The organism is Exiguobacterium sp. s163 (assembly GCF_018617135.1).
In the GTDB taxonomy this organism is placed as follows: Bacteria; Bacillota; Bacilli; order Exiguobacteriales; family Exiguobacteriaceae; genus Exiguobacterium; species Exiguobacterium profundum.
Window position 1 is genome coordinate 189,002 of sequence record NZ_JACSJN010000005.1, and the last position, 22,459, is coordinate 211,460.

At 48.0% G+C, this 22,459-nt stretch carries 17 protein-coding genes; 8 read left to right on the forward strand and 9 right to left on the reverse strand.

Annotation, left to right across the window (positions count from 1 at the left end; genetic code table 11):
• Positions 1-56: 56 nt before the first annotated feature.
• Positions 57-1,034 carry a hypothetical protein gene (locus KNO71_RS13585; protein WP_214688958.1) on the forward strand — a complete coding sequence of 326 codons (978 nt, stop codon included), beginning with the start codon at positions 57-59 and terminating at the stop codon, positions 1,032-1,034.
• A gap of 38 nt (positions 1,035-1,072) precedes the next feature.
• Here KNO71_RS13585 and KNO71_RS13590 read toward each other — a convergent pair whose 3' ends face one another.
• The 5 genes from KNO71_RS13590 to KNO71_RS13610 form a co-directional block, all read right to left on the reverse strand.
• Entirely contained in the window at positions 1,073-1,240 is a 168-nt protein-coding gene (locus KNO71_RS13590) for a hypothetical protein (protein WP_015880321.1), read from the reverse strand.
• Position 1,241: 1 nt separating this feature from the next.
• Positions 1,242-1,445 carry a YwbE family protein gene (locus KNO71_RS13595; protein ID WP_015880320.1) on the reverse strand — a complete coding sequence of 68 codons (204 nt, stop codon included), beginning with the start codon at positions 1,443-1,445 and terminating at the stop codon, positions 1,242-1,244.
• Between the two features lie 57 nt (positions 1,446-1,502).
• Positions 1,503-1,841, reverse strand: a complete 339-nt coding sequence (locus KNO71_RS13600; protein ID WP_078146028.1) for a hypothetical protein — start codon at positions 1,839-1,841, stop codon at positions 1,503-1,505.
• Positions 1,842-1,895: 54 nt separating this feature from the next.
• Positions 1,896-3,551 (reverse strand): glycoside hydrolase family 13 protein, encoded by a 1,656-nt coding sequence (locus KNO71_RS13605; RefSeq protein WP_214689046.1) that lies wholly within the window; start codon positions 3,549-3,551, stop codon positions 1,896-1,898.
• A 132-nt stretch (positions 3,552-3,683) separates the two neighbouring features.
• Positions 3,684-4,445 (reverse strand): alpha/beta hydrolase, encoded by a 762-nt coding sequence (locus tag KNO71_RS13610; protein ID WP_214688960.1) that lies wholly within the window; start codon positions 4,443-4,445, stop codon positions 3,684-3,686.
• A gap of 373 nt (positions 4,446-4,818) precedes the next feature.
• Between KNO71_RS13610 and KNO71_RS13615 the strand changes: the two genes are divergently transcribed.
• The 7 genes from KNO71_RS13615 (at position 4,819) to guaC (ending at position 17,166) form a co-directional block, all read left to right on the forward strand.
• Positions 4,819-8,325, forward strand: coding sequence for a chitobiase/beta-hexosaminidase C-terminal domain-containing protein (locus KNO71_RS13615; RefSeq protein WP_214688962.1), 3,507 nt, complete (start codon positions 4,819-4,821; stop codon positions 8,323-8,325).
• A 100-nt stretch (positions 8,326-8,425) separates the two neighbouring features.
• The gene (locus KNO71_RS13620; protein ID WP_214688964.1) at positions 8,426-9,628 is read left to right on the forward strand and encodes an NAD(P)/FAD-dependent oxidoreductase; all 1,203 of its coding nucleotides are present in this window, start codon (positions 8,426-8,428) and stop codon (positions 9,626-9,628) included.
• A 48-nt stretch (positions 9,629-9,676) separates the two neighbouring features.
• Positions 9,677-10,330 (forward strand): hypothetical protein, encoded by a 654-nt coding sequence (locus tag KNO71_RS13625; RefSeq protein ID WP_214688966.1) that lies wholly within the window; start codon positions 9,677-9,679, stop codon positions 10,328-10,330.
• Positions 10,331-10,453: 123 nt separating this feature from the next.
• Positions 10,454-12,463: a catalase gene (locus tag KNO71_RS13630; protein ID WP_078146023.1), complete on the forward strand. Its 2,010-nt coding sequence runs from the start codon at positions 10,454-10,456 to the stop codon at positions 12,461-12,463.
• A gap of 162 nt (positions 12,464-12,625) precedes the next feature.
• Entirely contained in the window at positions 12,626-13,810 is a 1,185-nt protein-coding gene (locus KNO71_RS13635) for an MFS transporter (RefSeq protein ID WP_041918118.1), read from the forward strand.
• A gap of 112 nt (positions 13,811-13,922) precedes the next feature.
• Complete coding sequence (locus KNO71_RS13640) at positions 13,923-15,983, forward strand: PAS domain S-box protein (protein ID WP_214684991.1); 2,061 nt, start codon at positions 13,923-13,925, stop codon at positions 15,981-15,983.
• A gap of 199 nt (positions 15,984-16,182) precedes the next feature.
• Positions 16,183-17,166, forward strand: a complete 984-nt coding sequence (guaC, locus tag KNO71_RS13645) for a GMP reductase (RefSeq protein ID WP_031424215.1) — start codon at positions 16,183-16,185, stop codon at positions 17,164-17,166.
• Positions 17,167-17,188: 22 nt separating this feature from the next.
• Here guaC and KNO71_RS13650 read toward each other — a convergent pair whose 3' ends face one another.
• Genes KNO71_RS13650 through KNO71_RS13665 form a run of 4 tightly spaced genes read right to left on the reverse strand, consistent with a single transcriptional unit; the run spans position 17,189 to position 22,390 of the window.
• Positions 17,189-17,623 carry a GNAT family N-acetyltransferase gene (locus KNO71_RS13650; protein ID WP_078146021.1) on the reverse strand — a complete coding sequence of 145 codons (435 nt, stop codon included), beginning with the start codon at positions 17,621-17,623 and terminating at the stop codon, positions 17,189-17,191.
• Positions 17,620-18,477, reverse strand: a complete 858-nt coding sequence (locus KNO71_RS13655) for an MBL fold metallo-hydrolase (RefSeq protein ID WP_214688968.1) — start codon at positions 18,475-18,477, stop codon at positions 17,620-17,622. The genes KNO71_RS13650 and KNO71_RS13655 overlap by 4 nt, the downstream gene beginning before the upstream one ends.
• Positions 18,465-19,220: a P-loop NTPase family protein gene (locus KNO71_RS13660; protein ID WP_214688970.1), complete on the reverse strand. Its 756-nt coding sequence runs from the start codon at positions 19,218-19,220 to the stop codon at positions 18,465-18,467. Before KNO71_RS13660 ends, KNO71_RS13655 begins: the two co-directional genes overlap by 13 nt.
• 2 nt (positions 19,221-19,222) lie before the next feature.
• A complete protein-coding gene (locus tag KNO71_RS13665) occupies positions 19,223-22,390 on the reverse strand; it encodes an EAL domain-containing protein (protein WP_214688972.1) in 3,168 nt (1,055 codons plus the stop codon).
• Between the last annotated feature and the right edge of the window lie 69 nt (positions 22,391-22,459).

The following is a 22,459-nucleotide window of genomic DNA, read 5'->3' on the forward strand; positions in this document are numbered from 1 at the left end:
TAGTCTCCACCTTCTGTTCACCATGAAAAGTCATCTAGAAGAAAGAAGGAAGAATCATGAAAAGACATCGGAAGTGGTTATCTTGGTTCGTTATATTGGCCTTCGTGTTGTCATTGTTGCCTATGAAGGGAAATGTGGCGGAAGCGACCGGAGGGACACAGTGGTGTGTATCCACGAATTCTGATTCTACCATCTATGCAGGGCAAAACATCCCGATTGGAGTCGTCGATTTTGAGTTTGTCGCGGAAGGCTTAAAAATTGTCATCGATTTAAATGACGGAGTGACGTTAGCCGACGTACCTGAAAATATTAAAATTGATTTTCGATTAACCAGTGAATCGCTTGAGCGCGGTAGTCCTGGCGCATATGAGTTTAAAACAAAATCCCTCGTCGATCCAACACATCTCTTAATTCCTTACGCTTCGTTAGCAAGTTATCTTGGTGTGAACGAAAGCGTTCTAAAATCAGACGGTTTCCAATTTAACGTCTTCCTCCACCTAGATACAATCGTTAATGGAGAAACGGAAACTGCTTATCCTGGTGATCCGGGTACAGGAAATCCTTGGGTACGATATGTGACACTGACCGTTGAAGATTGTACACCACCACCAGAGGTTGATTATGGGGTATATACAATCGGCTTTTGGAAAAACATCTTCAACTATGAGAAAGTATCGTTCGAATATGGCTCAATCGTTTATATTCAAGGAATTGCTTATGATGTCAGTACACTCGAAGGACAAAAGGCCTTGTCCGCACTAATGACAAGCTCGCCGAAATCAATGACTGAAGAAAAACGTTTGATTATGCAATTAACAGCCGCAAAAATCAATGTACTATTAAATGACCCATCGTTCTTGAACCTTGAGCTCGTTTATAAGGACAGTGGTGTATCAACTGGCTTTACCGTGGGTGAACTATTGTCTGGTGCAGAAGTGGCTCTTGCAAACAAAAATATAGATCAAATGAAATACTATCAAAAACTTCTTGATCAGTTTAACAATGGTTATTTCGTAAACACGTTACACGATTAAAAGATAAAAAGCAGTCGCTTTTGAGGAGCGACTGCTTTTTATATACCAGTACGTTTCTTCTGGTTATTTGGTTTTTTCGTCAATTGGCTCGTCAACGGTTTCTGTTTTGTACCATGTAAACCCGTGGGAACCTTCGTTTGATTTTGCTTCTTCTCTGCCAGCTTTTGTTTCATCGCCTCTTGAAAAGATAGTTTTTTCTCGCTCATCTTACTCACCTCCAGCTTCGATCACTTTCACACGACCGACCTGTCCATCGCTCAAACGCACTTTGATTCCGTGCGGATGACGTGGCGAGTTCGTCAATATATCTTGAACGACGCCTTTCGTCAGCTTTCCGCTTCGTTGATCTTGTTTTAAAACGATTTGGACGTGGAGTCCTGGGCGAATGTCAGCACGTTTCGTTCCATCCATACCCGACACCCCTTTCCATTTAGTCCATCTCTATCATATGCTCTTTTCCCTCATTTGTCACAGCCTATTCCAGATGCCGATCTGTCGCATCGTTTCTGTCATGTAACTTTGATCGGTCTGAAGCGTCTTCTTAGGAAACGGATCATACAATCGAACGCTGACCCCTCGATGCGAAAAGGTCACATCCATGACATACTGTCCTTCCACATCACGGAGTGCGGCCGTCCCTTTCAACGAATGAAACGCCTTAGCGAACGCCTCTCCAAAATCGAGATACGCTTTCACGTAAATCGTAACGCGTCGCTCATCAATCATCAATTCCAACCGTTCGCGATCGGCACCACCAATGACCATGCGTACGACCTCGTTGTCATTGGAAAATTCAATCGTATGCATCCTCGTCCCACCCTTCATTCAAAAGAGGTACCCTCCTCAGAAGGTACCTTTCTATCATAAACGATATAACCGTGCTGCGAATGGTCGAAGCATAAACGTTTCCGTATCAATTGTTTCCGGGTCAATCTCATTCGTCATGACAAGCGTGGCGCCTGCAATTTCCGGAACGGTCACTTCTGCCGGATTGGCGGTCAAGTTGACGACAACGAAGAAGCGGTTGTTTTCAAATATACGCTCATAGACGAAAGCTTGCTTATGTTCAGGCAAGACGTCACGATAACGACCATACGTAAACGTTTCCTCAGCTCGACGAAGACGGATCATCTCCTTATAGAACGACAGAATGGAGTGCTGGTCGTGTCGCTGTGCCTCGACGTTGAGCGTCTCATACTCTTCATGAATCGGCATCCACGGGGTCGTCGTCGAGAAACCAGCATGAGGTGAGGCATCCCACTGGATTGGTGTCCGGACGTTATCACGAGACGTGCCCCATACTTGTTGCATCGAGTCGATTTCACTCATCCCGTTCGCGATCCGTTCGAAGTACTCGTTTTTCGTCGCGACATCATCATAGTCATGAATGGATGGGAGCGGCACATTCTTCATCCCGATTTCTTGTCCTTGATAAATGAATGGTGTCCCGTGCATGAAGAAGTACATCATCCCAAGCGCCGTGGCACTTTCACGCCAATAATGATGCTCATCCCCGACGAGAGATACCGCTCGCACCATGTCATGGTTTTCAATGTATAATGCGTTCCATCCAGTTTCGCGTAACCCCTGCTGCCATTTATCGAAGATTCGTTTAAGCTCGACGACATCGAGCGGGGCAAGACGCGACCGTCGCATGATATCGACATGATCAAAGTGAAAGGCCATATTCATCGCACCATTCTCTGGCCCCATCCATTGGTCAGCTTCTTCCGGCTCGATTCCGTTCGTCTCCCCAACAGTCATAATGTCGTATTTGGAAAACGTTTCTCGCTTCATCTCTTGTAGATATTCATGAATTCCGTCAATGTTCGAGTACATCGAAAACGCCGTCACGATCGATTTTCCGTCCGGAGAAGATAACATCGTCTCCGTCGGCATCTTTTTAATATGACTGATCGCATCGACACGGAATCCGTCGACTCCTTTATCGAGCCACCAGTTGATCATGTCATAGACAGCCGTCCGAACTTCACGATTCTCCCAGTTCAAATCGGGTTGTTTCTTTGAGAAGACGTGCAAGTAATATTGATCGGTCGGTTCGTCATATTCCCAAGCGGACCCACCAAAGATACTCGCCCAGTTGCTCGGTGGCATCCCATCTTTCCCATCTCGCCAAATATACCAATCTCGTTTCGGATTGTCTTTCGAGCTCTTCGATTCAAGGAACCATGGATGTTCGTCCGACGTATGGTTGACGACGAGGTCGAGCAACAGCTTCATCCCTCGTGCATGCACCGCCTCTAGCAAGGCATCAAAATCCTCCATCGTCCCAAACTCATCCATAATGTCTTGATAGTCACTAATATCATATCCGTTATCATCGTTTGGCGATTTGTACATCGGACAAATCCAAATGACATCAATTCCAAGGTCTTCTAAGTAATCGAGCTTTTCAATGATTCCGCGAAGATCACCGATTCCATCCCCGTTCGAATCGTTGAAACTTCGTGGATAAATTTGATAGGCGATGGCCTCTTTCCACCATACACGACTGATCTCTGTTTGTTTCGTTTGGCTGAACAACGTCTCCATACGGCACCGTGCCTCCTACAATAAGGTATGATTCACATCTACCATAGCACTAGTGCAAGCGTTTGCAAAGAATCAGCCCACAAAAAAATGCAGTTTTTACACTGCATTTTGATGGCGCGCCCCAACCTGTTCACAGAAGGTCGTGATCAGCTTCGACAAATGCTTCCAATCATGGTCCATCGTCGCGACGTGATACGAGTTTGGTAGCACCGCGTATTCTTTTGTTCCTTGTAACTGCTCAAACAACCAGATGGAGTCGGAAGGTGGCACCACGTTGTCGACAGCAGAATGGATGACATACGTCGGCACATCAACTGCTCCGACGTGCGGTCGCACCTCGTCAATCAGCGAAAGCAATTCCCGAATCGCTCTTGTAGGCACACGGTCATAGACAATCTCATATACATCGTCTGCCAAGATGTCGGGTGCGTCTTCGTCGATAAATCGACACTCGGTATCCGACGCATGACACGCATATCCTGGTACCGATAACGCGGCATTGATCGTCACGATCGCATCCGCCTTCCCTTCAAGGGCAGCCTTGAGTGCCAACGTCCCACCCATTGACTGACCAACGACGATGACCGTCTGACACGACTCGCGCAACCGCTCGATTCCTTTCGTCACACTTTTATACCAACATCGATGCGTCGAACATCGAAAGTCTTCCGGATGTGTCCCATGCCCTTTCAAGCGCGGGGCATACACCGTGAACCCTTGCTTCATCAACTCAATTCCGACATCCTGTACACTTTGAGGTGTCCCGTTAAAGCCGTGACAAAGCAAAACACCGATCTCGTTTCCTTCATAATAAAATGCGCCTGCTCCAGGAATGACTGGGTAATTGACTGCTTTCATTAGTGCCTCCTTTAATTCTAACTTAACCGATACAATTAATTCGTATTAGAAGAGTGTAAGAGTTCTCAAGCCAATCGTCAAGTTCTTCCGACTACATTTACCTTGTAATCAAAATGTAATCATAACTTTGTGTTTAGTGGATTGAGTTCTGACGTCTGCTTGGTTATGTTTAACATGTAGTAAAAAAACTTGGGAAATGAACGTGTTATTTTTGACAATACACGAATAATTTTTCAAGGGATTCGTCACAAGAAAAGTAATGTAAGCGCTATCATGTCGTTTTTTTGAAAAAGGAGGATATAAATTCACTTATTTATAACGACGCAAGTTGGGGAAATCGGATTAGACCATTACATCTAAGGGAGACTTACACATGGGGAAACCAACACAATCATTTAAGGCAGTCACTGGCCTCGCCTTATCAGCAGGACTCATCGTCAGCAGTATGACGCCGATTGCGGCAAACGTAAACGCCGAGACGTTGAACGCATCAGATCTCTTCATTTCCGAGTACGTAGAAGGATCGAGCAACAATAAAGCAATCGAGTTATTCAATGGAACGAACGCGACAATCGACCTTTCCGCTTACAAAATTGAACTGTATTCAAACGGAGGTACGACTGCCGGAAATACATTGAATTTGACTGGCACCCTCGTACCAGGAGCTACATATATCATTGTGAACGGCAGTGCGTCGGACACATTGAAAGCAAAATCGGATACGGTGAGTGCCGTGACGAACTTCAACGGGGATGACACGATCGTCTTGAAAAAAGGAGACACGGTTCTTGATGTCTTCGGTCAACTCGGCTTCGACCCAGGGACAAAATGGGGAACGACCGTTGCGACTGCTGACCAATCGCTCATCCGTAAAGACACGGTCACAAAGGGAGACAGTGATGGCAGTGATGCCTTCGACCCGGCTGTCGAATGGTCATCGACACCACAAGACACGTTCGACAATCTCGGGTTACATACGTTCCAAGGCGTCGAATACGGAGATGGCGGCACAACGGAGCCTCCTGCACCAATCACACCAATTTCAATTGCTGATGCACGAACAAAGGCAGAAAATGAGACGGTCACCGTAAAAGGAGTCGTCACGGCTAAATTAGCGAACACCATCTCCATTCAAGACGCAACAGGTGGTCTGTCTATCCGTCCGACATCTCTTGCCGTCAACGTCGGGGACGAGGTCGTTGTCACAGGGGTCGTCGGTTCGTACCGTGAGCTTCTTCAATTGAACAGCGCTGTCGTTGTTTCAAAACAAGCAGCAACACTTCCTACTGCCCAAGTCTTGACAGGGGAACATATCAACGAGGACGTCGAATCCGAACTCGTTACCGTCAAAAATGTCACACTCACAGGTAGCGGTCAGAACTTGACGGCGACGGACGGAACGAAGGAGTTCGTCGTTCGCGACGAGCGAGGCATCCTTGATTTACAGACGGATGTGAACTATTCATCGATCACAGGAATCGTTCAACAGTTTGACGATACGTACCAAATCATCCCTCGTGACCCGGCGGACACGGTTATCGATACGTCCGTTCTTCGGCCGGCTGTCGCGAAACCAGGTGCCGGTACATTCGTTGGTCCACAAGACGTGACGCTCTCGACAACGACAGCAGACGCTGAGATTTTCTATACACTCGACGGCTCTGATCCAAAAGAGAATGGGCTTCGTTACGAAAACCCAATCCGCATTGAAAACTCGACGACATTGAAGACGGTCGTGAAAACGGGAGACACATTCAGCGCCGTCTCAACATTCTCTTATAAGATCACAGACAAGATTCGCATTCACGACATCCAAGGTGCGAACCATACGACTCCGATGAACGGACAGACGGTTGAAGGTGTCGAAGGAATCGTCACGTCTACGTTCGTCTCAAGTGGGACGACCTATTACTTCATCCAAACGCCTGATTCGGAAGCCGATGACGATGCACGGACATCTGAAGGGATTGTCCTTTACGGTGGACGTTCGATTGCCGGCATTCAAGTCGGTGACCTCGTCAAAGTGAACGGAAAAGTGAGCGAGTATGCGATCGAAGGATACAGCGACCGTCAACAGACAGATATGAAGATGACACAAATCGATACACGTAACGGAAAAGTCGAAGTCGTCGCGAGCGGCGTGACACTTCCGACTCCAATCACGATTGATGCCTCAAACCTTCCGACCGAGTTTATCGACAGCGACAACCTCGCCGTCTTCAATCCGGAGAAGGATGCCATCGACTTCTGGGAGAGCCTTGAAGGAATGCGTGTTCAAACGAACAACTTGAAGTCGGTCGGACCACAAGAATACGGTGACTTAGTCACAGTTCTCGAAGATACGCCAACGGAGACGTACAATGGCGGCGTCTTATTGAAAAAGAACGACGCAAACCCGGAACGCATTCAGTTCCGTCTCGAGCCGAACGCGGAAGCGCGTGAATTCGATGTCGCGACAGGCGACCGATTCAATGGACCGATTGTCGGTGTTGTCGGCTATTCGTTCGGTAACTATAAGATTCAAGCCTCCCTTGAAGACATGAAAGCTGCCTTCGTCAAAGGAGATGCGCAGCGTGAGAAGACATTCATCGAGGCAGAAGAAGATCAATTAACGATTGCATCGTATAACTTAGAGAACTTCTCGAACAACATCAAAGAAACATCAGATGAAAAGGCACTCAAACTGGCGAAAGCGTTCGTCAACGAATTGAACAGCCCTGACATCATCGGTGTGACGGAAGTACAAGACAACGATGGACAGGATAAAGGGGCAGGTTCTGCCGCTGACCAGAGCTATCAGCGCTTAATCGATAACATTGTCGCTGTCGGTGGGAAGACGTATAAATACGTCAACATCGACCCAGAGAACAACCAAGACGGAGGCGCCCCAGATGCCAACATCCGTGTCGGCTTCTTGTACGATCCTGAGCGCGTGTCATTGACGGAGGGAATGCCTGCTGGTGATGCGACGACGGCCGTCGGATACGCCGATGGGAAATTGACGCACAACCCGGGACGTATCGATCCGACGAACGAAGCGTTCGATCGTTCGCGTAAACCGTTAGCTGCTCAATTCGACTTCCAAGGCGAGAACGTCATCGTGATCGCGAACCATTGGAACTCGAAAGGTGGCGACACTGGTTTCTTCGGTTCACAACAACCGGTCGTACTCGGAAGTGAAGTGCAACGTAAGAAAATCGCACAAGTCGTCCACAACTTCGTGGCGGACGTGAAGACGAAGAATCCAGAAGCGAACGTCGTCGCACTCGGAGACTTCAATGATTTCGAATTCTCGGATGCGCTCCAAATCTTCAAAGGCGACTTGATGACGAACATGGTCGAGAAAGTTCCTGCTGTCGACCGCTACTCGTATGTGTATCAAGGGAACTCACAAGTACTCGATCACATCCTCGTCTCGAATCGCTTGGCCGCTTCTACGAAAATTGACATGATTCACGTCAACTCGGACTTCACTGAGATGTCAGGGCGTGCGAGTGACCATGATCCAGTACTTGCACAAATCGACTTCACACCGGAACCAGAAGTGGAATTGACGCGTTACACTGTAGAAAACCATAAAGCTGCTCGCCTCGTCCTTCAAGAGGATTACATCGGCGTGACAATCGGAAAAGGCACGAACTTCAAAAACGGCATCTTCGTTCGTGGCGTATACACGGAATTGACAGGAGAACCGTTGAAAAATGTCGTCGTTCAAGTGAAACCGAAAGAAGCCGGTGCCATCATCGACTTCAAAGGCGCGACGGTAAAAGAAGTAATCGTTGACGGGAAAAACCTTGCTGAGATTCGCGGGGCAAAAAACGTCCAACGCATCACATATACGAAAGGCGCTTCTCCTTCATCCATCATCATCAAGAAATAACATGTTGAACCGCAGACACATCGTCTGCGGTTTTTTGGTTTCACCTCTATTGAAGCGGGGATAAAGAGGAAGATACTGAATATCATGGAGGATGAGACCGATGGAATTGTATAACGGAGATTTATATTGGCCAACGACCGAATCAGAGGACGTCGTGTTAGAAAGACCTGACAAAAAAGAGCATTACGACGTACTCGTCATCGGAGCCGGTATGTCCGGAACGTTGACGGCTTATACGTTACAACGAGATGGCGTCGATTTTGCGGTGCTCGATGGGCGAAAAGTCGGTACCGGAAGCACATCAGCAAATACCGGTTTAATTCAATATTCAAATGACATCATGTTACATGAACTTGCAGAAAAAATTGGAGAAGCGGCAGCGGTACGCTTCTATCAATTATGTCTCGACGCGGTCGAATCGCTCGACCAGGTGGCGAAAGATGTCGATGCATCCGATATATATATTCGACGGGACAGCCTTTGTTTTGCGAGTGAAGAGGACGATGTTGCCAAATTGCAACGTGAGTATGAGATGCTAGCCAAACACGGTTTTGATGTGGAGTGGTTGGATCGTGAGGCACTACGTGAACGCTTCCCATTTGAAAAACCGGCGGCCCTCATCACAAAAGGCGATGCCGAGGTCAATCCGCTCACGCTCAGTCGTCAAATCATCCGCCATTTATCGAAACAACACGTCCCGATTTTTGAAGAGACGTCGGTGGATGAGGTCGTGTCTGATGGTGATGGATGGATTGTGTTCACCTCAAACGGGACATTTAAAGCGAATAAAGTCATCTTTGCGACAGGTTATGGGCCAGCTCCCCTACTCGACTCCCATCGGATCGATTTGAATCGGTCATACGCCATCGCAACGAATCCGATCGCCGAATTCAGCGAATGGGAAGGACGCGCGCTCATCTGGGAGACGAAACGACCATATCTCTATTTGCGCACGACTCCGGACGGGCGAATTATCGCGGGTGGGCTTGACGAAGACAAGGCCGAAACGCCGCACGATGAGGCGCTCATGAACGATCGGGCGGAACGAGTGAAAGAAAAAATCGCCGAGCTCTTTCCGATGTATGACCTAGAAGTCGATTATGCTTGGGTCGCCTTGTTTGGAGAGTCGGTGGACCAACTCCCGTTCATCGGGGAGCACCCGAATCGACCGAACTTGTTTTACTTGCTCGGATATGGGGGAAATGGGACCGTGTATAGCATGCTCGGCTCTCGTATTTTGAGTGCTCTCGTTCGTGGTCAGTCGCATCCCGATGCGGACCTCGTTCGTTTAGATCGAACGTAATCCCCGACATTTTGGGGATTGTTACATCATTGAAGGAGTGTTTTTGGATTGAAGAAAAAAAGAAAATCAAACAGGGTGTACCGACTACGTCGTCTTGCCGTATTCCTCGTCCCTCTCGGTTGCGCCTTTTGGTTTTGGCCACAGGAATCCGTCCCCACGACGCAGTTAAAGGCTGAACAAGCACCCATTTCCGAGGAAATATATACGATTGAAGAACGTACACCAATCGAACAAGACGGTGTCATTCGATATGAATACGACATCGTCGTACATGGGAACCCGAGTACGGATGAGCTTCAATCCGTCAGCCATGACGTCATCGATGACGTAAAACAGTCAGATCAATTCCAGGCCGCCTTGTTACGATTTTATGATGATGCTGCCTATATCGGGACGGAACCGCCACTCGGTGAAGCCGTATTCGCTCCGGAAGGCGACTATGGACTCGCAGACTGGGTGGAACCCGGTCAAACAGACGACATGATGTTCGGTTGGCAACTTCGAGAAAAAGAATGGACGACCAAATTGACCGATACAGAAATTCAAATTTGGAGGTCATGGCAAGATCAATATACGAAGCAGAATCCTGATGACCCCGATGCGAAAGCGAAAGTGACACGAATCATTGCCACAAAATACGAACTCGACCCTAAAGTGGTACAACAAATCGTATTGAAACAGCATGTATGGGCCACATTATAAATGTTTGTGTGAAATCTCTCTTTTTTGAAAAAGAGGGATTTTTTTATTGGCGTTAGGGAACACCGATACAGTAGGTCAAATGGTGACTTACGACGGTCAGTCATACTTAAGGGAGGCAATCACATGGGGAACAAGAAAGAAGAGCAGTTAAAACAACATACGATTGATAACGAACAACAAGCTGGCTTGACGACAAATCAAGGTCTGAAGATGGCGGAAGACGAATTCTCGCTGAAAGCAGGACGTCGTGGTCCGACATTGATCGAGGATTTCCATTTCCGCGAGAAGATGACCCATTTCGACCATGAACGTATTCCGGAGCGAATCGTCCATGCTCGCGGCGTAGGAGCACATGGAGAGTTCCAGGTGTATGAACCGCTCGCTGAATTCACAAAAGCGAACTTTTTGAACGACCCTTCGAAGACGACACCTGTATTCGTCCGTTTCTCGACCGTCCAGGGCTCACGTGGATCCGCGGATACGGTCCGTGACGTCCGTGGTTTTGCAACGAAGTTCTACACAGACGAAGGGAACTACGATTTAGTCGGAAACAACATCCCGGTCTTCTTTATCCAAGATGCCATCAAGTTCCCGGACCTCGTCCACGCTGTGAAGCCTGAGCCACATACGGAAGTGCCGCAAGGAGGAAGCGCGCACGATACGTTCTGGGATTTTGTCGGACAAAACCATGAAACGGCTCACATGGTCATGTGGGCGATGAGTGACCGGGGGATTCCACGTAGTCTACGCATGATGGAAGGGTTCGGGGTGCATACATTCCGTCTTGTAAATGCGGAAGGAAAAGCGCATTTCGTCAAATTCCATTGGAAACCAAAGCTCGGGGTTCATTCACAAGTATGGGACGAAGCCCAAAAGGCAGTCGGGAAAAACGCTGACTTCCACCGTGTCGACTTGTATGAAGCCATCAATAAAGGCGACTATCCGGAATGGGAGCTCGGTCTACAGCTGATCCCGGAAGAAGACGAGTTCAACTACGACTTCGACATCTTAGACCCAACCAAACTGTGGCCGGAAGAAGAGATTCCAGTGAAACTCGTCGGGAAGATGACACTCAATCGGAACGTCGACAACTTCTTCGCGGAAACCGAACAAGTCGCCTTCCACCCGGGTCATCTCGTCCCAGGAATCGACTTCTCGAACGATCCGCTCTTACAAGGTCGTCTGTTCTCGTATACGGACACCCAATTGTCGCGTCTCGGTGGACCAAACTTCCACCAGATCCCAATCAACAAGCCCGTTTGTCCGTTCCACAACAACCAGCGGGACGGGATGCATCAAATGGCCGTTCACAAAGGTCAGACGAGCTACCATAAAAATGCGCTCAACAATAATCAGCCGGAACCTGTACCAGCCGATCAAGGTGGATTTGAGCACTATCAAGAGAAAATCGATGGTCATAAGATTCGGGGACGTAGTGACAGCTTCCTTGATTTCTATTCACAGGCGAAGCTCTTCTACAACAGCATGACCGATGTCGAAAAACAACACATCCAAGATGCCTGCAGTTTTGAGCTCGGAAAATGTGAGTCGGACATGGTGAAAGAGAACGCCGTCGATTTATTGAACCGCATCGATCGTCATCTCGCTGAAGTCGTCGCCGACAACTTAGGAGTACATGTGCCCGAAGAGAATAATGAGGTCCAGTCAGATAAGACGTCCCCTGCTCTCTCGATGGCGAACACAATCAAAAAGCCCGATACGAAGAGCGTCGCCCTTCTCCTTGCCGGTGACGTGGATGCGAATCAGGTGAAACAGTGGGTGCAGACGCTCGCCGATCACAACGTCAACTACAGCCTTGTCGGCAAGAAGGCGTATATGCTTGGTGACCTGAAGGTGAAGGAGACGTACGATACGGTCGACTCGAGCCTTTTCGATGCCGCCTTCTTAGTGAGTGCCGCGACGACTGTCGAGGATGATGTGCTCGAATTTATCGAGAACACGTACAAGCACTATAAGCCGCTCGCCCTACACGTACACCATAAAGAGGCACTCGCCACATGTCGCGTGAAGCAAGACCAGCCTGGTGTCTTCACGTTTGACGAGCATAACCTCGATGGATTCAATGCGTTCATCGATGGGATTGCGACTGCCCGATTCTGGGACCGTGCCTAACGATGTCACTTGACTCGACTCGATTCCCGAGTCGAGTTTTTTCATGTCTGTCATTCACTGCATGCAGTGCATCATCTCGGACAATCCTAATTTGATTTGGTATACTCTTTTAGTTATGTTTATTAACTATTCGAATTTGAAGAAAAGGAGGCGTCACGTATGATGCAACAACCTATTCAAAAACTTTGGACGAGAGACTTTTTAATCATCTCGCTCATCAACTTCTTCCTGACGCTCATCTTTTTCTTATTGATGGTCACCATCGGGGTGCATGCCGTCGAGTCGTACGGGGCGACCACGAGTCAAGCAGGACTCGTCACTGGCATCTTCATCATCGGGACGCTGACCGGGCGCTTGTTCATCGGTCGACTGATTGATTCGATCGGTCGGAAGAAGACGCTTTATATCGGGCTCGTCTTTTTCACCGCCACGATTTTATTGTACTTCGTCCATTGGGGTGTCGGTTTCTTATTACTGACACGGTTCGTACACGGACTCGGGATGGGATTATCGAGTACGGCAACTGGAACCATCGTCGCGCAAGTCATTCCCGCGACTCGAAAAGGTGAAGGGATCGGTTACTATAGCATGAGTTCTACTCTGGCGACAGCCATCGGGCCATTCGTCGGATTACTCCTCAGCCAACACACGAGCTTCACCGTCATCTTCGGCCTTTGTTTTGTGATCGGGGTCATCAGTTTGGCGAGTACGTTCTTTGTGAATGTACCGGAAGTCGACGCACCGGAAGTCGTGCGCGGATTCTCTTTAAAATCGTTCGTCGAACCAAAAGCGCTCCCGATTGCCTTGATTATCGGGATGGCCGCACTAAGCTACTCGAGTGTCTTGTCCTATATCAACTTCTACGCGAGTGAACTCGACTTGATCGAGGCAGCGAGTATCTTCTTCCTCGTCTATTCGGTCGCCGTTCTGTTATCACGACCAATCACAGGAAAATTGATGGACGCGCGCGGAGCGAACGTCGTCATGTATCCGGCAATCGCCATCTTCGCGATCGGTCTACTCGTGCTCAGTCAAGCGAATAGCGGTTGGATGCTTCTACTTGCCGGTGCGTTAATCGGATTAGGCTTCGGGAATATCCAATCCGGCACCCAAGCAATCGCCGTCAAGGCTTCTCCACCTCACCGAATGGGGATGGCGACATCGACCTTCTTCATCGCACTTGATGCCGGTCTAGGGTTCGGCCCCTATTTCATCGGGTTGTTGATTCCGTTGACAGGCTTCTCGACCCTTTATTTGATTCTTTCAGGCGTCGTTCTCTTTACCATTTTCTTGTATTACGTCATGAACGGACGAAACGAACAAAAACAACTGAACGAAGCGGCTTGACGGGATGTACGTACATCCCGTCTTTTTTTGAAAGTTCACACATTTGGTCGAATGATGCGGTAAGATAAAAATGACGTGTAAAAAATAGAATGAACGAAATGAGGGAGACGAGATGAAAGTTGACCAAACACTTCAATCCAACGCATCGATTTTACTACGGACGTTCGATAAAATTTCAGACTATGTGTTCTTTATGGAAGTCGATGGTTCAGCATATCGCTACGTCTTCGTAAATGAGCCTGGGAAACGGGCCATCAATTGGTCAGATGCGGATGTCGGGAAGACCATCGATGAGTTGGTCCCGATCGAGACCGCTAAACTTATTACGCAGTATTACGATGAAGCGATTCGTACAAAAAAGAGTGTCGTCTATGAAGACTACCGTCTTGCTGACTCCTTTTATACGGATACGGTCGAGGCGGATGATGTATTGACGCTCCCCCTTCATTATTTCGAGTCAGAAGTGACGCCGATTTTCAATGATGAGGGGAACTGTACCCATATCGTCTCCGTCGTTCGTGAAGTGACGGAACGGAAACGTCGCGAACTCGAATTGTCGATCTTAAAAGATCATCACGAGTCGCTACGACGGTATTCTCCACATGGCATCTTTGTACTCGACCATCATTTGAACATCAAATCCGTCAACCCGGCCGTCACGGTCATCACCGGTCATACGGAACAAGATATGCTTCATCATCCGTTCCTGCATTGGCTTCCCGAGAGTGAGCGGTCTCGGGTCAGGAAAGGGTTACAATTCACGCTGTCTGGGATTCCACACAAGTATTCCATTTATGCTGAACATCAATCCGGGGAACGACTCGACTTAACCGTCCTCAACATTCCAATCGAGGTCGGCGGTAACATTACCGGCCTGTTTGCGATCATCATCGATTTGACGCCAGAGAAAAATGCCGAGCGTGCCACGGTCGAAAGCGAACGTCGTTACCGTCAATTGATTGAAACCATTCCGGAAGGCATCATTGTGCATCAGGAAGGACAGATTATATATGCGAACGCGATGGCACTCGCCACAATCGGAGAAACCTATCTAGAGAATGAATCGATTTTTTCATTCATCGCAGAAGAGTATCATCAGTCCACCCGTCAACGACTTGCCTCTCTCGAACTCGGAGGCCCCGTTCAAGATACGGAAATGGTCATCATGACACCGAGTGGAGACAAGCTCCAGATGGATATCAGTAGCCTTCTCATCGATTATGAGGGTGAAACGGCCGTCTTAACGATTTTGCGTGATGTCACGGAGAAACGTGAAATGGAACAAGCGTTAAGACAGAGTGAGTTACAATATCGATTGATCACAGAAAACATGAGTGACCTCGTCTGTATACTAGAACGGGATGGTACTGTTCGTTATGCTTCCCCTTCTCACCGTACCGTGCTCGGTTTTGCGGCCGGATATTACGAAGGGAAGAATACGCTCGACTATATCCATCCGGACGACATCCAGATCGTCCGGGAGCAGTTGAAAGAAATGAAGGAAGAAGACATCTCCTTGACCCTTGAGTTCCGTCATTTCCATGCTGACCAGCGCTGGATTTGGCTCGAAACGAAAATTCAGGCCATCTATGATGAATCCGGACTTCTCCTACACTATTTGACGGTTAGCCGAGAAATCATGCAGCGTAAAGCACTAGAGAAGCAACTGAAGCATTTGGCGTATCACGACACGCTGACCGACTTACCGAACCGTCGTTTCTTCCTCGCTTACCTCGAGGAAGCGATCGATCGAACCGAATTCGAGCAAGGTGAATTGGCCGTCCTCGCTCTTGATGTTGACCGATTCAAACAAATCAACGATACGTTCGGTCATGATGTGGGCGATGAACTCTTGCGACAACTCGCTCGTCGATTGACATCCGTGCTTCGCAAACAAGATATGATTGCCAGACTTGGCGGTGATGAGTTTGCCGTTCTCATTCGCTTCAACGATTCCTGTGCCCTACATCGGGTTGCAGAGAAAATCATTCAAGCACTACAGCGCCCATGGGAAATCGACCAACATACGTTCATTACGACTTCAAGTGTCGGGGGTGCTCGATTTGTAAAAGGGTTGTCGACCAAACAGTTACTAAAACGTGCCGACCTCGCTCTCTATGAAGCCAAAGCAGGTGGACGAAATCAATATGCACTCGCAAAGGACCACCAATAAATGGTCCTTTTTTCACGTGAAACACCGAAAATAAATCCTAAATCCGAACATTAAACATCAATTGATTTAATTTTATTCATTTTTAAGATAAATTAATTGAATTATCCTTTGACTTTAAACTCTATTCACGTTATATTACCGAATGGGCGAAGTTTTTTATTGTTCAATACGTTAATGTTCGTGAATAGGGGTGCGATATATGGATAAAGTATTTGATTACGAAGATATTCAATTAATTCCTGCAAAATGTATTGTCGACAGTCGTTCGGAATGTGATCCGACCGTCGAGCTTGGTGGCTTCACGTTCCGATTACCAGTCGTTCCGGCTAACATGCAGACGATTATCGATGAAAAGGTCGCATTGATGCTGGCTAAGAACGGATATTTTTACATCATGCATCGCTTCAATCCAGAGACGCGCCTGGCATTTATCCAAGACATGCATGAGCGTGGTTTGTATGCATCCATCAGTGTCGGCGTGAAGGAAGAAGAGTATGGGTTTATCGAAATGCTCAAATCGACCGGTCATACGCCAGAATTTATTACAATCGATATCGCTCACGGTCATTCGAATGCGGTTATCCGAATGATTCAGCATATCAAACACCATCTTCCTGGATCCTTCGTCATCGCGGGGAACGTCGGGACACCAGAGGCCGTTCGCGAATTAGAGCATGCCGGAGCGGATGCGACGAAGGTTGGAATCGGTCCTGGTAAAGTGTGTATCACGAAAATCAAAACAGGTTTTGGTACCGGGGGCTGGCAATTGGCTGCACTTCGCTGGTGTGCCAAAGCAGCGACGAAACCGATTATCGCGGATGGGGGCATCCGTACTCACGGTGACATCGCCAAATCGATTCGCTTCGGCGCTTCGATGGTCATGATTGGTTCATTGTTCGCCGGACACGATGAATCACCGGGGGAAACGTTCGAGCAAGACGGGAAACAATTGAAAGAGTATTTCGGTTCTGCTTCTGAGTTCCAAAAGGGTGAGCGAAAGAACGTCGAGGGGAAAAAGATGTTTGTCGAACACAAAGGGGCACTACAAGATACATTGACCGAGATGGAGCAAGACCTCCAATCGGCGATTTCTTACGCGGGTGGTGACAGTCTCGAGGCATTGCGCACCGTAGACTACGTCATGGTGAAAAATTCAATCTTCAATGGGGATAAAGTGTATTAAAAAGGCGACCTCGTGTCGCCTTTTATAATTGCTTCATCATCATATAGTAATCCGATCCCGGCGGATAGTCCGGTAGCACACCTATTACCGTGTAACCGAATCGCTCATAAAACGGTTTCGCTTGAAACGAGAACGTCGTCAATTTCACACGCGTCGCACCGAGCGACTTCGCTAACGCCTCCCCTTCTCTAAGCAATTGGCTACCGATGCCCTGACCATGAAAGTCTGCATCGACCCAAAGACGATCCAAATCGAACCATCCCCAATACACACTCCCATATAAGCCGGCGATTACCCGTCCTTCTTGCTCCACTTTCAACTGAATGGTCGGCACGTGCGCCTCGCGAATGTCACGATGGTAAATCGAACGAACGTTGTTATACTCACGTAATTGAGTGGTCAAAAACTGTTGGAACGTCTCGTCTTCCTCGTGAATCCGCGTGATAGTGTAAGTCATCTTCCCACCGTCCCGTTCACAAAAAACGTAATCAACTCGTTCTCTTCCTCGGTGATCTCCCGATTGACGAGTGAAGCATATGACTGCGTGATTTCATCAATATTTCCTGGGAAATCATTCGAAATGGTGGCGATTCGTCTTAATGCAAGGCAATCTTCTGCGAAGGATTCACGACTCACCATCTCACCGTGTGACCAGACAATCTGTTTAGCATCAAACGATTCCAATACATTCAACAACCGCAGGGTTTCTTCCGGAGTCATTCGCCATGTGGGAGAATAGATGTCTGCGTATAACGCGTCTCCTAAAAATAATACCCGCTCCTCTGCGACATACAGGACAACCGCATCTTTTGCGTGGTCTCCTCCGACATGTCGTAACACGACGTGAACGCCACCGAGGTCGAGCGTCAGCGACTCTTGAAACGTCAGCGTGGGCAACACGATTTCGATATCGCGCGCGTCTCCATATTCTTCACGGATTGCTTCCGCGCAAAATGCGATTTCAATCCCTTCCGCCACCCGCTCATCGAGAGAGACATCATCCCAAGCATATGGGACAAGTTTTTCCATCCCCTGTTTGGTCGCTTCACTCGCAATGGAAACCATACCTTCAAGTGCAGGTAAACCGAAGATGTGATCCCAATGCCAATGCGTCAATGCGACCATCGACGGCGCACGGAGGCCTTGTTTTTCTAGCTGTTCTAAAAAGAATGAGGCGTGCGAAACGGAATTGCCCGCATCGATGAGTAGCGTATGCGTATCGCCGATAACGGCACCGAGAATTGGTCGATCGGTACGGTCAACGGGTGTCATATACCAAAAACGTTCCGAATGTTTGATTAAGGTTTGCATGTACGAATCGACTCCTCCTCTAATAAATTCGTTAATTCTTCAAATGAATGCCGATTATCATTTTGAATCCGAGCGTGCCGAAGAGGTAATCGTTTCAACAGTTCAAGCTCACGTCGTTGGCGTTCCACTAAAATCTCAATCGTTCCGGCCATACCCTTATGCGCATGGTTCACACCATAGGCGCCGCTCGTATAATACTCGACAAAGCCGCCTTGCCATCCCATCGGTCGTTCATCATATACGATTGGAAAAATGCGTGCGACGTCATTCAACGCCAAATAAACGACCATCGGATCAATCGGTTTTAGGATGTCCGCGACTTCTTGAACGTATGCTTCCATATCCGCTAACGGAACGTCTTGAGAAACCATTCCAATCGTGAAAGGATTTTGGAGCAACGCACATTCAAAGATGACGTCCTGTTCTTCCCGCTCTACCTTTTGAACATACCGCCGCCAGCGTTCGCACATGATTCGTGTGTGAAGAGCGAAAGGCAACTCGTAGACGTCCGTTCCGGCAAGTTCTTCACCATCATCATAACGGACGAGCCATCCCCCCTCGATTTCATCAAGAATACGACCGGTTGATGGTTTCTCCTCGACCCAATAGACATCATGCACATCTACCGGGTGTGACGCATCCACCTCCGAATAGAACTTACCATTTTGTTTATCTTGTAGCCTCTCGGCAAACGTAGATTTCCCGCTTCCTGGCAATCCTTCAATCAGCCATAATCTCCCCATACTTAAATCCCCTTATCCGAATATCCATCATACTGAAACCACTGGTCTCCTCCATTGTTCTTTGCAATATACATCGCTGCATCTGCTTTTTGAAGAACCGAATCGACGGTGTCGGTCGACTGGACCAGGGTGACGCCAACACTTGCCGTAAGATGAATGACTTCACCATTCGATGCGTCTATTCCCTGGGAAATAACTTCATTGACCTGTTCAATCCCACTCAGTGTACCCGTTTGCACCAACATGAATTCATCGTCTGAAAAACGGTACACTTGACCACCAACATGCTGGACGAATTCATTTAATCGTTGTGCGATTTCAATTAACACTTCATCCCCTATCATGTGCCCATACTGATCGTTGATTCTTGTAAAATCGTCTAAATTGACGAGTATCAATGTAATCGATGGCGTCCGGTGCATATTTTTGTATAAATCGGTCGTGAGCGTATGACGATTATACAGTTTGGTCAGCTGATCTTGTTTTGCGATTCGAATCATCTCGCGTTGTTTCCGTTTCTTTCGAATCCCGTTCTCCATCCATCGTGCAAGCAATCGTACCGTCCCTGTCAACTCTTGCAACGTTTCCTCGTCGAGATGATCATTCAAGTTGCCTTGCTCCGAGAGAAGAACGACCCAGCCAAACACTTGATGCGCATGCGTCAAAGGAAAACTGACTAGCCTCGTGAATTCGATACCGTCTACAATCAGATCACCTTCCTGAAGCGTTTGCGCGCCGACCGTTGTCAATTGATGCAGGGAATGCAGTTCTTCTTCCCCCCAAGTCAAACGAGAGACCCCATGCTCTACTAGAAGACGATGCGAAGGTTCAATCGAGAAGATGACCCCGTGGGAGTAACCGACCCATTCCAATAAAATTTCTTGAACCCGGGCCAATTGATCTTGGAACGGTACACGCAATGCCGTCGCTTCATACAATGCTTCGATTGATTGTTGTCGCGTGATTTGTCTTCTCGAGACTTCCGTGTGCTCGATCTCTGTCATGACCCAATGCGTAAACGATTCGAGCGCCTTCAAGTTTTCTTCTGAGAACGTTCTCGCCTGCCCATCCACTACGCAAAGTGTGCCGATGACGTGACCTTGCTTCGTCCGCAACGGTACACCTGCATAAAATCCGATTCGGTCAATCCAAGGACTGTCACTTTCAATCGCTGCTGCCGCAACATCTTCAATCACCAGCGGAGACTCTGATGTGACAACCCGATTACATAACGTCCATTCCCGTTTGAGGTGAGCGGATTCGAGCTCGATACCGACACACGATTTGAACCACTGTTGGTCTGTCGTCATGATCGAAATGAATGCGATTGGCATCTGGAAGGTTTGTGCGACCAATCGGGAGATCCGGTCAAATCGTTCCTCTTGTGGCGTATTTAAAACTTCCAATCGTAATATCGCTTTGAGTCGTTGCAATTCACGCTCATCTAGAGAAGGATGCAACAACTGCACAGGCTGCTCGATCTTCGATAACATCATCTGATGGGAATACAAGATTCCGAGCGCCTCTTCTAACTCCGCGAGCGGCATCGGACGACTGAAGAAATACCCTTGAATCTCATCGCAGCCGAGCTGACGTAAGATCCGATATTGTTCTTCCGTCTCCACACCTTCAGCCGTCACCTCTAACTCTAGCTTTTTAGCCAACGAGACAATCAGTTTGACGATTTCATACTCTTTCATGCCGCTCTCCTGATCGAGTTGCGCGACGAACGACCGGTCGATCTTGATTCCATCAATCTCGAACAACTTCAAATAATTCAACGAGGAATAACTGACCCCAAAGTCATCAATCAACAGTCGAAATCCTTGTTGTTTGAGCGATTCGACCGTTTTGATCGCCGCTACCGGTTCATGCATCAACGTGTGCTCGGTCACCTCAAACTCAAATTGTTCTGGCACAAGACCGTACGATGCAATGATCGCAACCAGTTCATTCATATGGTGTTCATGAAATAAATTCGGTGAGACATTCACAGCCACGCGGCGCCCTTCAAACTGCTCAGGTTGTGACGACACATCCTGACATACCCGATTCATGACGAATCGTGTCACGTCTTCGATCAAGAGTGACTGTTCAGCCACACGAATGAACGTTTCAGGTGAAATGAATCCGAGAACAGGACTCTCCCAGCGAATGAGTGCCTCAAAATGAATCGCACCGTCCATCGACACTTTCGGTTGATACACCATGTATAACTCATCTAGCTTCAACGCTTTGACCAGTTCCGTTTCGATCATCATCTCATCGATGTAACGCTGCACGTACTCATCGTGTTCATATAAACGAATCGTTTGATTTCCCGTCTGACGCGCTTCCAACAGAGCCGTGGAGGCGTTCATGATGACACGGTCGGCATCCGCTGTACCGGCACCAATCCCGATACAACTCGATAACGGGAATTCGGCCTCCGCCACTTGATACGAATGATCTGCAATCACGTCAAGCAAATGCTCGGCGTACATGTATGCCAACCGGATTGGAGTATGAGGTAACACCGCGATAAAGTCTTCACCGTCTACTCGACCGATAATTGAACCTTTCGGAAGCGTATTCGCCAATTGACGTGTGATGTCTTTAATCAACTGATTCGAGCGCTCCACACCTTGAAGCGACATCATCATCTTGAAACGGTTGATGTGAAGGCGCATGACGCTCGTCTCTTCGGTGTCATGTTGCTCGAACAACTGGTCGAGCTCCAATTTGACTTTCATCAGATTTGGCATACCGGTCAAATAGTCCATATGCTCGATACTCTTTAACAACTTGATCTCCGCCTCCTCGGATAAATCAGTTGTCAAACCGAGTACATAACGAACGAGTCCATCCTCATCTTCAATCGGTACAAGCATAGAAGAAGCGAATCGGGCCGTATTGGAGTCGATGTTCATTTGCGACATGAAGTAGACCGGCTCCCCTGTCTCAACGACCGCATCATAATGTTCAATCAATTCTTCGACCACTTCCGAGCGATACATCTCATGTAAATACCGCCCTTCTACATCACTTGGAAGCGAAGAGGCCACCTTCCCCTGTTCGCTCACATTTACGTAACGATAGCCTGCTTCTGTCACTTCCATTAGAAATACCATTCGATACAAGCGTGTGAACAGCTCGAATAGATAATATGGGTCGCCTTTCATCCGTTGCATCGTATCCCTCCACCCGTTCCTTTTTCTTATAGTGTAGTTGGTTTCGCTCAAACTATGGAGAAAACCTTT

What these genes read in the sequence shown, in the direction of transcription:
- KNO71_RS13635 (WP_041918118.1), top strand. Translation starts at nt 12,626, where the DNA reads ATGCAACAACCTATTCAAAAACTTTGGACGAGAGACTTTTTAATCATC.
- KNO71_RS13610 (WP_214688960.1), bottom strand. Translation starts at nt 4,445, where the DNA reads ATGAAAGCAGTCAATTACCCAGTCATTCCTGGAGCAGGCGCATTTTAT.
- KNO71_RS13650 (WP_078146021.1), bottom strand. Translation starts at nt 17,623, where the DNA reads ATGACTTACACTATCACGCGGATTCACGAGGAAGACGAGACGTTCCAA.
- KNO71_RS13620 (WP_214688964.1), top strand. Translation starts at nt 8,426, where the DNA reads ATGGAATTGTATAACGGAGATTTATATTGGCCAACGACCGAATCAGAG.
- guaC (WP_031424215.1), top strand. Translation starts at nt 16,183, where the DNA reads ATGGATAAAGTATTTGATTACGAAGATATTCAATTAATTCCTGCAAAA.
- KNO71_RS13655 (WP_214688968.1), bottom strand. Translation starts at nt 18,477, where the DNA reads ATGCAAACCTTAATCAAACATTCGGAACGTTTTTGGTATATGACACCC.
- KNO71_RS13665 (WP_214688972.1), bottom strand. Translation starts at nt 22,390, where the DNA reads ATGCAACGGATGAAAGGCGACCCATATTATCTATTCGAGCTGTTCACA.
- KNO71_RS13590 (WP_015880321.1), bottom strand. Translation starts at nt 1,240, where the DNA reads ATGAGCGAGAAAAAACTATCTTTTCAAGAGGCGATGAAACAAAAGCTG.
- KNO71_RS13630 (WP_078146023.1), top strand. Translation starts at nt 10,454, where the DNA reads ATGGGGAACAAGAAAGAAGAGCAGTTAAAACAACATACGATTGATAAC.
- KNO71_RS13595 (WP_015880320.1), bottom strand. Translation starts at nt 1,445, where the DNA reads ATGGATGGAACGAAACGTGCTGACATTCGCCCAGGACTCCACGTCCAA.
- KNO71_RS13640 (WP_214684991.1), top strand. Translation starts at nt 13,923, where the DNA reads ATGAAAGTTGACCAAACACTTCAATCCAACGCATCGATTTTACTACGG.
- KNO71_RS13585 (WP_214688958.1), top strand. Translation starts at nt 57, where the DNA reads ATGAAAAGACATCGGAAGTGGTTATCTTGGTTCGTTATATTGGCCTTC.
- KNO71_RS13615 (WP_214688962.1), top strand. Translation starts at nt 4,819, where the DNA reads ATGGGGAAACCAACACAATCATTTAAGGCAGTCACTGGCCTCGCCTTA.
- KNO71_RS13600 (WP_078146028.1), bottom strand. Translation starts at nt 1,841, where the DNA reads ATGCATACGATTGAATTTTCCAATGACAACGAGGTCGTACGCATGGTC.
- KNO71_RS13660 (WP_214688970.1), bottom strand. Translation starts at nt 19,220, where the DNA reads ATGGGGAGATTATGGCTGATTGAAGGATTGCCAGGAAGCGGGAAATCT.